We start from the raw sequence: 10,859 nt of genomic DNA, 5'->3' as shown, positions 1-10,859 counted from the left end.
TATAACACTAATACAGGCCGCTTATTATTAAGCGGCCTTTTTTAAATCAGATTTCCAGGTAAAGATGAAGTCCTTATTTGGACTACCTGCATGGTTTATTAATTGCTATCGTACTATACGCTAAATAGATCTTATATTTATTCCACCATTAGTGTTCGTTTTATCAACAAGGATTTTGACATGTTCAAATTTGTAAAAATTGCCATTGTGGCAGGGGTTCTGGCAACGCTCACCGCCTGTACCGGTCATATCGAAAACAAAAAAAACAACTGCAGCTACGATTATTTGCTGCACCCTGCAATTTCTATTTCTAAAATTATTGGTGGTTGCGGCCCGGCTGCCGATCAATAATAGAAACGACTGCGCAGATACAAAAAAACCGGGATTTTCCCGGTTTTTTTACAGGTCAGATAAACGGTACGGCGCAGATGCCTTGTCCAACTTACGCTCGTTTGTAGGCCCGATAAGCTCGCGCCATCGGGCAAGCAATAACTGTTACGGTTTCGCCACAAAGCCAATGGCTTCGTAAACGGCTTTCAGCGTTTCGGCCGCACGTGCGCTGGCTTTTTCCGCCCCGTCTTTCATCACCTTCTGCAAAAACGCTTCGTCGTTGCGGAAACGGTGATAGCGCTCCTGCAACTCAGACAGCATTCCGGAAACCGCCTCCGCTACTTCGCCTTTCAAATGGCCATACATTTTACCTTCAAACTGTTTTTCCAGTTCAGGAATGCTCTGACCGGTCACGGCGGAAAGAATATCCAGCAGGTTAGAGACACCCGCTTTCTCTTTCACATCATAACGCACTACCGGCGGCTCGTCGGAGTCAGTGACCGCTCGTTTGATTTTCTTCACTACCGATTTCGGATCTTCCAGCAGGCCGATCACGTTATTACGGTTATCGTCCGATTTGGACATTTTCTTTGTCGGCTCCAGCAGCGACATCACGCGCGCGCCGGATTTTGGAATAAACGGTTCCGGTACTTTGAAAATATCGCCATACAGCCCGTTGAAACGCTGGGCGATATCGCGGCTCAGTTCCAGATGCTGCTTCTGATCTTCGCCTACCGGCACCAGATTGGTTTGGTACAACAGGATGTCTGCCGCCATCAGCACCGGGTAATCAAACAGGCCGGCGTTAATGTTTTCCGCATAGCGCGCAGATTTATCTTTAAACTGCGTCATACGGCTCAGCTCGCCGAAATAGGTATAGCAGTTCAGCGCCCAGCCAAGCTGCGCATGTTCCGGCACATGGGACTGAACGAAAATAGTGCTCTTTTCAGGATCAATACCACATGCCAGGTACAGCGCCAGCGTATCCAGCGTCGCTTTACGTAGCTGCTGCGCGTCCTGACGCACGGTAATAGCATGTTGGTCTACGATGCAGTAGATGCAATGATAGTCATCCTGCATGTTTACCCACTGACGCAATGCCCCCATATAGTTGCCAATGGTCAATTCACCTGAGGGCTGTGCGCCACTAAAAACGATGGGCTTAGTCATTTTTTATTTCCTGGTTATCGCTATGCGGAAGCCCAAGTGCGGGCAAAAGATCGTTAAAACTGTCATAAATGACGTCCGGCTCGCTAAGAGCGATCGCTTCGCCATAATTGTAGCCGTATGTCAGGCCAACCGAAGGGCAGCCCGCCGCTTTTGCAGCCTGAATATCATTACGCGAATCGCCGACAAAAAGCATCTGCTCCGGCATCATGCCCAGCCGGCTTGCCACCAGCAACAGCGGCTCCGGATGCGGCTTCTTATTTTGCACATCATCGCCGCCGATAACCACACTAAAGTATTTGGCGATATCAAGCGATTCCAGCAACGGCGCGACGAACGGCGTCGGTTTGTTGGTCACCAAACCTAATGACAATCCGCTGGCGTGCAGCGCGCCCAGCGTGTCGGCGACATGCGGAAATAAAAAGGTGCCTTCTTCCGCCACTTCGCCATAATACCTGTCGAACAATTTACGCAGAATGCGTACCTGTTCCTCGGCAGGAATATCTTCATCAACGGGCGGTTTCCCCATCGTCTTACGCAGCATGGCGCGCTCCTCGCGAGCCCAGGTCAGCGCGCGTTCCATCAATACGTCTGCGCCGTTACCAATCCAGGTAATCACGCGCTCCTCGCCCGCGACCGGCAGTTCCAGCGCATACAGCGCCATATCCACCGCCGCGGCAAGACCCGGCGCGCTATCCACCAGCGTGCCGTCAAGATCAAAGGCGACGCCCCGAATATTCTGCAACTTATCCATGACTTACCTTTGCCAGCTCACTGCGCATTTCATCAATCACTTTTTTGTAGTCGGGCTTATCGAAAATTGCCGACCCCGCAACAAACATGTCCGCGCCTGCTGCGGCGATCTCGCCGATATTGTTCACCTTCACGCCGCCATCCACTTCCAGGCGAATGTCGTAACCGGACGCATCAATGCGGCGTCGCACTTCGCGCAGTTTATCCAGCGTCTGCGGAATAAAAGACTGGCCGCCGAAGCCTGGGTTCACGGACATCAGCAGGATCACATCCAGTTTGTCCATGACGTAATCGAGATAACTGAGCGGCGTTGCCGGGTTGAATACCAGCCCCGCTTTACAGCCGTGCTCTTTAATCAGCTGTAGCGTGCGGTCAACATGTTCGGAGGCTTCCGGGTGAAAGGTAATGATGCTCGCGCCAGCGGCGGCAAAGTCGGGCACGATACGGTCGACTGGCTTGACCATCAGGTGGACATCAATTGGCGCGGTAATACCGTACTGACGCAGGGATTTCAGCACCATCGGGCCGATAGTCAGGTTCGGCACATAGTGATTATCCATGACGTCAAAGTGTACAACATCAGCACCGGCAGCCAGCGCTTTGGCGGTGTCTTCACCCAGGCGAGCAAAATCAGCCGACAGAATTGAGGGGGCAATCAAATACTGTTTCATCCGCTTCTCCTTGAGAATTATTTTCTTGCAGGCGTGGCGACTCCTGGTTGGTACAGAGCCAGCAGTTCGTCCACCTTTTTACGTGTGCCGCCGTTGCTGCTTATACTGCGTCTAACTTTGACGACATGCAATTTTGCGAGTTGATACCACTCACGTGTGAGCGCCGTATCATGGTTGGAAATGAGCACCGGTATCCGGTTACTGACCAGATTCTCAGCGATTTCCGCCAGATGCGCTTGTTGCGTCAGGCTAAAACTATTGGTGTGATACGCTGTGAAGTTAGCCGTGGCGGACAACGGCGCATAAGGCGGATCGCAATAGACCACCGACGACTTGTCCGCACGCGCCATACTGTCTGCGTATGACTCACAGTAAAAGAACGCATTCTGCGCTTTTTCTGCAAAGTGGTACAACTCCGCTTCCGGGAAGTAAGGTCTTTTATAACGACCAAACGGTACATTAAATTCCCCGCGCAAGTTATAGCGACAGAGTCCGTTATAACCGTAGCGGTTCAGATATAAAAACAGTACCGCCCGACGAAAGGGGTCCTGGCAGGTGTTGAACTCCTCACGGAGTTGGTAATAGACCTCAGCCTGGTTAGTTTCAGGCATAAACAGCTCGCGCGAAGCCTGTACGTACTCGTCAGTACGTAACTTCACGATGTTATAGAGGCTAATAAGGTCGCTGTTGATATCGGCGAGGATATAACGAGAAAAGTCGGTGTTAAGAAACACCGATCCGGCACCCACAAAAGGTTCGACAAGGCACTCGCCTTTTGGCAAATGTCGTTTGATATCATCAAGCAGAGGGTATTTTCCCCCTGCCCACTTCAAAAAAGCGCGATTTTTTTTCATGCTGACTAACTAATTACACCTTCTCCGGCTGTGGAGAAAGCTCCGACAGCATCCTGCGCTTTAGGCTGTGCCGCGTTGCTTTACGGCGCATTTGACGATAGCAAATGCGCCCCTCGCGCCTGTCCTGAACAAAAATAGCTGTCAGCGACACTCACAGGCAATTGCAGGACACAGCCTGGATTATTTCAGATCGGCCTGAACCTGATGCAACGGTTTTGCCCACGGGTTTTTCGCCTGCACATCGGCAGGTAAGGTGGACACCGCACGTTTAGCATCCTCTTTCGAAGCATACATCCCCGTTACCAGCACATACCACGGTTGTCCATTACGCGTCGTCTCGTATACCACATAATTTTTCAGGTTCTCTTTCTTCGCCCAACCGTTCAGGTTGTCGTAATTTGAAGAACTACTGAGCTGCAATGTGTAGTGGCTGGATGGCGCGCTCTTTAATGCGCCAACGTTGCCGGCGCTTTTCCCGCCGCCTGCGACAGGCGTCGTCGAGGCTTGCGCTGGCTTCGCGGTTTGTACCGGCGCAGCGCTTGCCGTCGCTGTCGGAGCAGCCGTCGTGGTGGTCGCTTTCGGCGTCGCGGCTGGCGCTGCCGGTTCCGTGCGTTTCACTGGCGCGACCGGTTTCTTCGGTTCCGCAGTCGTGGTTTTCGCCGTGGTCTGCGGTTTCTTAGGTTCAATGACGGCCTGTTTACGTTCCGGACGCGTGGTATGACGCTCGGCAGGTTCGCTAACCGCCGCCTGACGCGTCGTGCTGCCATTGCGAACTGGCGCGACGGTTGCAGGCTCTGTCGGCAACGTAGAGTTCACCGCAACATTGTTCATCTGCTCTGGATTCTGCGTCAGCGCATTATTCAGATCGCCCTGCACTTCCACGCGCTGCTGACCGTCAGCGACCACAGGCGACTGTCCCTGCGTCGGCGTTGAAGAAATCGGCGGCAACGAAATATCCTGCGACGTATTGCCCGCGGTTTGTTCTGCGGAGGTGGTGCCCGGCGCAGGCTGGGTCGCATTCGCCTGATCGGCGGCGTTACCGGAAAGATCGATACTCTTTTCGCCAGAGGCCGACGGCTCGCTGGAAGACGTTGAGGGGGCTTTCAGCGCGGAGCCGATACCGATAATCAATAGCAGCAGCACCAGTACGCCAACGCCCATCATCATGTACTGACGAGAGGCTGGCTTATGGGCCGCTTTTTTACGCTTACGTGGACGGCGTTCAACACGCTCTTCGTCCACCGTATCGTCTTCATCGGATTCGTACTCTTCTTCAACTTCAGGTTCTTCACTACGCGCTTTACGCGTACGCGTCGGACGGCGATCGTCGGCATCCAGATCAACGTCATCAAAGTTGATCTGCGGCTCATTATCGCGTTCTGAAGATTGACGAGAACGACCAGTACGACGATCGCTGGGATCGGGTTTCAGCTCGTCTTCTGGTTTGAATTCATCCATTTAACACCCCACTCAAAGGTTAATGCTTACGACATTGCACATAACCTGAAGCTAAAAGACTGACATCTACGCAATATCAGTCTGACCTTTCTTGTTGTTACGCCTGCTGACAGTCAGCAATCGCGCTAAGAACGACTTCGTGCGACACTCCGCCGCGCACTTCACTTTTCCCTATGGCCAGCGGAAGCACTAAACGCAGCTCCCCCGCTAACACTTTTTTATCTCGCAGCATGTGCGGCAAATAGTCCTGCGCGGACATCTCGCAAGGGCCATTGACTGGCAACCCGGCCCGTTCGAGTAGAGCGATGATGCGCTGCGTATCAGCAGAACTGAACTGCCCCAAACGCTCGGATGCGCGCGCAGCCATCACTATACCTGCGGCAACGGCTTCACCATGTAACCAATTGCCATATCCCATTTCCGCTTCAATGGCGTGGCCAAAGGTATGTCCAAGATTCAGTAAAGCACGTAAGCCCGCTTCACGCTCGTCGGCGGCAACAACTTCGGCTTTCAGCTCACAACAACGACGAATACAGTACGCCATCGCCGGGCCGTCCAGACGCAATAGCGCATCCAGATTCTCCTCAAGCCAGGTGAAGAAGTCTGCGTCGAGTATAATGCCGTATTTGATCACCTCTGCCAGTCCCGATGCCAGTTCGCGTGCGGGAAGCGTTTTCAGGCAATCAAGATCGACAACCACAGAAGCGGGTTGGTAAAACGCGCCAATCATGTTTTTGCCAAGGGGATGGTTGACGGCGGTTTTCCCGCCCACGGAAGAATCAACCTGCGACAGTAAGGTAGTTGGCACCTGGATGAAACGTACGCCTCGCTGGTAGCTGGCCGCCGCAAAACCGGTGAGATCGCCAATCACGCCGCCGCCAAGCGCGACCAGCGTGGTATCACGACCATGCGGTTTTTTCAGTAACGCCGTAAACACCGTATCCAGCACCGTCAGGCTCTTATACTGCTCGCCGTCAGGAAGAATCACGCTGTCTACGTTAACGCCCGCCCGTTCGAGTACGCCGCGAACCTTGTCCAGATAAAGCGGCGCCAGGGTTTCGTTGGTCACTAACATGACCTGATCGCCTGATTTCAGCGGCAAGAATGAAGCTGGTTCGTTAAACAAACCAGCCGCGATGGTGATCGGGTAACTACGTTCCCCGAGAGTGACTGTAATCCTCTCCATGACGCGACATCCACCTTAGTTACTTGTGCCCGCTTACCCAGCGTATTCTGCTTGAATTAGTTGCTTTCCAGCATATGAATAATCTGGTTTGCCACAACCTTAGCGCTTTGATCGTCGGTGCGAATGGTGACGTCGGCAATCTCTTCGTACAGCGGATTGCGTTCGTTAGCCAGCGCTTCCAGAACTTCGCGAGGCGGCGCTTCAACCTGCAACAGCGGGCGTTTTTTATCACGCTGCGTGCGCGCCAGTTGTTTTTCGATGGTCGTTTCAAGGTAGACCACGACGCCACGCGCGGAGAGACGGTTACGCGTTTCACGCGATTTTACAGAGCCACCGCCGGTTGCCAGCACAATACCCTGTTTTTCCGTCAATTCGTTGATAACTTTTTCTTCACGATTACGGAAGCCGTCTTCACCTTCAACATCGAAGACCCAGCCCACATCAGCTCCGGTTCGTTTCTCAATCTCTTGATCAGAATCGTAAAATTCCATATTGAGTTGTTGAGCTAACTGGCGCCCAATAGTGCTTTTTCCGGCACCCATAGGCCCAACCAGAAAGATATTGCGTTTCTCTGCCATTTTTTCGGTACTACTAAGACTATTCGTTAATGGTAAACCCGCTTCACAGACACCCAGCGCAGCAGGACATGAACTGAAACCTCATAAGATATTGCGAGAGTCAGACTGAAAATTATCTCAATACTCAAGCGGGTTTGGCAACTGAATAAATCACCAAGCCTGATTGTTGCAAAACCCGAGTTAGCGTTGCCGGATGGCGACCAGAACAACATATCCGGCCTACAAATTGCTCTACTTTCAAACAATTGTGCGCAATCCGCAGAACCAATACGTCTGCATCAGCGGACATTCAGCCGTTTATCATCGGTCTTATGCACACCTTCGGCAAGGCAAAGCGCATTAATCAATGCGTCAGCAACGAAAAGCACGACTCTCAAATCGGTACTCCTTGTATGCTAAATACATCCGCACGTCAAATCCCGCAGATGCGTTCAGTGCAAAAACAGCGCTTTTTTATGCATAAATTATTCTGTCGCCACCAGTCTGGGGGTGATAAACACCACTAATTCGCGTCGCTCGTCCTCTTTGCCGTCATGGCGGAAGAGCTGACCAAGCCAGGGAATATCCCCCAGCAGCGGCACGCTATCGCTACCCGATTTATTTTTTCGCGAAAAAATACCGCCCAGCGCCAGCGTCTCGCCGCTTTTTACCTCTACCTGCGTTTCAATTTCCTGTTTATCTATCGCCAGCACTTCACCATCAGCCTGTTGTAGTACCTGACCGGGGACATTCTGGCTGATATGTAACTTCAGGCGGATGCGCCCTTTTTGCAAAACGGTGGGCGTTACCTCCATTCCCAGCACCGCTTCTTTAAATTCCACGGAGGTCGCGCCGCTTTCGCCGCTGGAAACCTGATAAGGAATTTCGCTACCTTGCTTGATACTGGCTGGCTGCAGATGGGAAGCCAGCAGCCGGGGGCTGGCGATAATATCCAACTGCTGCTTTTGTTCCAGCGCTGACAGCTCTAAATCCAGCAAGCGTCCGTTAATGCGCCCGATATTAAACCCGACGCGTGAGGTGGCGGCGGCGACGGATAAATCACTGGAAAGCGTCGTCACGTCACCCACCGCGCCCGCTTGCGACGCGTCAGCCAGCGTCCACTTTACGCCCAGTTCCCGTAGACTCTTTTCGTTAATGGTGACGATATGCGCCGCCAGCTCCACCTGCGCCACCGGCAGATCCATTTGCGATACCCATTTTTCCAGCTCCGCCAGGGCCGCGCGGTTATCGCGCAACAGCAGGCGGTTGGTGCGCTTATCTACCATGATGGTTCCCTTCGCGCTCAGGAGTTTCTCGCCCGCTTTCGCCAGTTCGCCGGCATCGGCGTATTGCAGGCTAATGCTGCGGTTTTCCAGCGGTAAATTAGCCTGAAGCCTTAACCGCTCGGCATCCTGCCGCGCACTGTGTTCTTTCTGCCAGGCCTGTGAATGAACATGAAGAATATTCCCCTCCTGACGCAGCACCAACCCCGCGCTATTGACCACCGTCTGTAGCGCCTGTTTCCACGGCACATCCGTCAGATGTAGCGATAATGTCCCGCTGACGTCCGGCGACACCACCAGATTCTGCCGCTCCTGCTCGGCTAAAGTCTGCAAAACCTGCACCACAGGGACGTCGTCAACCACCAGCGTCACTTTCGCCGCTTTTCCCGCCTGTGCGGCGGGCATCAAGACTATCAGTATTATGGCTATCCATCGCTTCATTGCCCGCTCCCTGACGTAGCCACCGCCACTGCGGCGGCGCACAATTTTTACCGGTCGTTAACGTTAAGGCTTCCGCCGTCAGGCGGACAATCGTCCAACCGTTTTCCAGCGTCTGCCCTTCTTCCACTCGCCGCCATTTTTGCTGGCTATCTTTAAGAATGCCTGTCCATCGCTCGCCTTTACGTACCGCGCCCTGATATCGCCACTGCGAGAGTTCCGCTATCCGGCAGCGATCTTCCGGCGGGCGGAAGGGATCGCGCATTCCCGTCAACGTCAGCAAACAAAAACAGAGCAATACACTACGGCTAGCCTTCATTCGCCAGGCGCTCCAGTTGCAGCGTTATCAATAATTCCGCCCCCTCTCTACGCAATGAAAACCGACTTACGCTCATCTCGCTTTCGGCCAACCGGACAAACAGTGACGGCACCGCATCCCAGGACGTTTTCAGCGCCATTTCTCCCCCCTGCGCCGATGGCTGCCAGTGCAGCAAACGCAGAGGAGGCGCCTGGAAATCTAACGGCGAAAAAGGACGCGGATTTTCAACGGTGCCCCCGAAAAGCAGTTCAGCCGCGATGCTCAGACGGCGCAGATGACGCCACTGTTGCCGGGCGGCCTCGCGCTGCTGGCTTAACCGCGTTTGTTGCGTATCCAGCGTTTTCCAGCCGGGATAGCCCACAGATAACGCGACCATCAGCGTCAGGCACAGCACGCCTGCACACCAACAAAAAACCCGACCACGGCGCGACATCCCGTACCAGATATCAAAGAGCGCGTTCACGGGCGGCGCTCCTCGTTAACTGATAATGGAACTGCCAGCGCCCTTGCGTATCCTGCCGCGTGGTGCCCGTGCGGTTTAGCGGAAAACTGACATAGTGACGAAGCGATGTCTCAAGCGTGAGCAGGGCGTCAAACGTTCTCGCCAGCCCTTCCAGCTCTAGCGTCTCTTGTTGATAATTGAGGCTTGTCAGCCATGCCTGATCTGGCAACAGGTTGGCAAGGTCAGTCAAGATAGATTGCCAGGCTTGCGTCAGTTCACGCTGCGCCTGACGTTGTAATCGCGCCTGTTGCTGCCGCTGACGTTGCTGCAACTGCGGTATGTTCGCCGCAAGCGCCGTCGTGCGTCCGTTTTCCGCCGTCAGTAGCAGTTCATTAATCCTCCCCTCCTGCCAAAAAACCAACCGGGCGATCGTCGCGAGGCTTGCTATCAGCAGCAGGGACGCGCCCCATACCACGCACCACAGCCGCAGACGCGCTACGTAATGTTGGCGCCGCCAGGGGAGCAAATTGACAGAATGCGCCATCAGCGTATCTCCCCTATGGCTAAACCCAGCGCAATCGCAAAGCGATAACCATCCGGCGGAACCGGCGGTTGGCGGACGGTAACGGCGCGCCAGGGGTCGAATTCGCCTTCGGCGCATAATGAAATATGTTCCGGCACGACGGACAATGTTGCGGCAAGGTCATGCAGCGTCGTCGCCTCGCGCGCCGATTTACGCCCCCACGCATAGCGCGTCGCCCACAGCCACTGGCTCTCATCGCGCCAGACCAGACATTGCCGCCCCGAAGGTATAAACGGCAGCAAGCGCTGTAACGCGCAGGCATCGGGCGTTACAGCAGCGATGCGCACATTGAGCGTTTGCGCCAGCGTTAACAGCTCTGAAATTTCTTTGCTTTGCACGGCGGTAACGTTGAACGCGGGGCTTAGCGCATCGTCCTGAAAGTCGAAACGCAATAAGTCCGGATCCATATCCAGCTCACGCGCCATCGTTTGTGAAAGCCATGCGACTTGCTCACGTTCCCGCAGACGCATCGGCGGATGTGGAAAAGCGCGTTGCAATGTCCGATTTGCGGGAAAAGAGAGATAAATACGGTGACGTAGCGGCAGCTCACGACTCCAGGGTCGCAGTACGTGAGCCAGCGATTGCGGGTCAGGAATCGTACCCTCTGCCGTGGAGGCGTTCATCAGCGGCAGTCGCCACCAACGTTGCAGAGACCAGCCCGATGCGCCGCGAATAACGGCGATGGCCAGCGCTTCATGCTGCTGAATATGCAATCCTATTTGCCAGGTTTTAAAAGCCATAACGGTCGATCTCCTTATCACCCGTCGCGTTAACGGGTATATCAATGCGTCTGGCTTGCCTTTATACTACCGCGCGTT

Annotated in this window: 13 protein-coding genes; 1 reads left to right on the top strand and 12 read right to left on the bottom strand. The window is 54.0% G+C overall.

Going from position 1 to position 10,859, the window contains the following annotated elements; translation table 11 throughout:
* Positions 1 to 180: 180 nt before the first annotated feature.
* A complete protein-coding gene (locus tag OLG56_RS01745) occupies positions 181 to 351 on the top strand; it encodes a YhfL family protein (protein ID WP_000472321.1) in 171 nt (56 codons plus the stop codon).
* Positions 352 to 495: 144 nt separating this feature from the next.
* On the opposite strand, the gene trpS is transcribed toward OLG56_RS01745, so the two are convergent.
* The 12 genes from trpS to OLG56_RS01685 form a co-directional block, all read right to left on the bottom strand.
* Entirely contained in the window at positions 496 to 1,500 is a 1,005-nt protein-coding gene (gene trpS / locus OLG56_RS01740) for a tryptophan--tRNA ligase (RefSeq protein ID WP_000165562.1), read from the bottom strand.
* Entirely contained in the window at positions 1,493 to 2,251 is a 759-nt protein-coding gene (gene gph / locus OLG56_RS01735; protein WP_000359650.1) for a phosphoglycolate phosphatase, read from the bottom strand. The genes trpS and gph overlap by 8 nt, the downstream gene beginning before the upstream one ends.
* On the bottom strand, positions 2,244 to 2,921 hold the full coding sequence (gene rpe, locus OLG56_RS01730) for a ribulose-phosphate 3-epimerase (RefSeq protein WP_000816283.1): 678 nt from the start codon (positions 2,919 to 2,921) through the stop codon (positions 2,244 to 2,246). Before rpe ends, gph begins: the two co-directional genes overlap by 8 nt.
* A gap of 17 nt (positions 2,922 to 2,938) precedes the next feature.
* The gene (dam, locus tag OLG56_RS01725) at positions 2,939 to 3,775 is read right to left on the bottom strand and encodes an adenine-specific DNA-methyltransferase (RefSeq protein WP_000742132.1); all 837 of its coding nucleotides are present in this window, start codon (positions 3,773 to 3,775) and stop codon (positions 2,939 to 2,941) included.
* Between the two features lie 180 nt (positions 3,776 to 3,955).
* Positions 3,956 to 5,233, bottom strand: coding sequence for a cell division protein DamX (gene damX, locus OLG56_RS01720; protein ID WP_000343151.1), 1,278 nt, complete (start codon positions 5,231 to 5,233; stop codon positions 3,956 to 3,958).
* A 97-nt stretch (positions 5,234 to 5,330) separates the two neighbouring features.
* A complete protein-coding gene (gene aroB / locus OLG56_RS01715) occupies positions 5,331 to 6,419 on the bottom strand; it encodes a 3-dehydroquinate synthase (RefSeq protein WP_000439821.1) in 1,089 nt (362 codons plus the stop codon).
* A gap of 56 nt (positions 6,420 to 6,475) precedes the next feature.
* Positions 6,476 to 6,997: a shikimate kinase AroK gene (gene aroK, locus OLG56_RS01710; RefSeq protein WP_000818621.1), complete on the bottom strand. Its 522-nt coding sequence runs from the start codon at positions 6,995 to 6,997 to the stop codon at positions 6,476 to 6,478.
* Positions 6,998 to 7,461: 464 nt separating this feature from the next.
* Complete coding sequence (hofQ, locus tag OLG56_RS01705) at positions 7,462 to 8,700, bottom strand: DNA uptake porin HofQ (RefSeq protein ID WP_000832822.1); 1,239 nt, start codon at positions 8,698 to 8,700, stop codon at positions 7,462 to 7,464.
* Positions 8,615 to 9,016, bottom strand: a complete 402-nt coding sequence (locus OLG56_RS01700) for a HofP DNA utilization family protein (RefSeq protein ID WP_000648142.1) — start codon at positions 9,014 to 9,016, stop codon at positions 8,615 to 8,617. Before OLG56_RS01700 ends, hofQ begins: the two co-directional genes overlap by 86 nt.
* Positions 9,006 to 9,479 (bottom strand): HofO family protein, encoded by a 474-nt coding sequence (locus tag OLG56_RS01695; RefSeq protein WP_000992474.1) that lies wholly within the window; start codon positions 9,477 to 9,479, stop codon positions 9,006 to 9,008. The genes OLG56_RS01700 and OLG56_RS01695 overlap by 11 nt, the downstream gene beginning before the upstream one ends.
* Positions 9,463 to 10,002 (bottom strand): PilN domain-containing protein, encoded by a 540-nt coding sequence (locus tag OLG56_RS01690; RefSeq protein WP_001608457.1) that lies wholly within the window; start codon positions 10,000 to 10,002, stop codon positions 9,463 to 9,465. The genes OLG56_RS01695 and OLG56_RS01690 overlap by 17 nt, the downstream gene beginning before the upstream one ends.
* The gene (locus tag OLG56_RS01685) at positions 10,002 to 10,781 is read right to left on the bottom strand and encodes a hypothetical protein (RefSeq protein WP_000874747.1); all 780 of its coding nucleotides are present in this window, start codon (positions 10,779 to 10,781) and stop codon (positions 10,002 to 10,004) included. The genes OLG56_RS01690 and OLG56_RS01685 overlap by 1 nt, the downstream gene beginning before the upstream one ends.
* Positions 10,782 to 10,859 lie beyond the last annotated feature (78 nt).

It is taken from the genome of Salmonella sp. 2018103 (genome assembly GCF_026247685.1).
GTDB lineage: Bacteria > Pseudomonadota > Gammaproteobacteria > Enterobacterales > Enterobacteriaceae > Salmonella > Salmonella enterica.
This window is presented reverse-complemented; position numbering and strand designations above follow the sequence as displayed.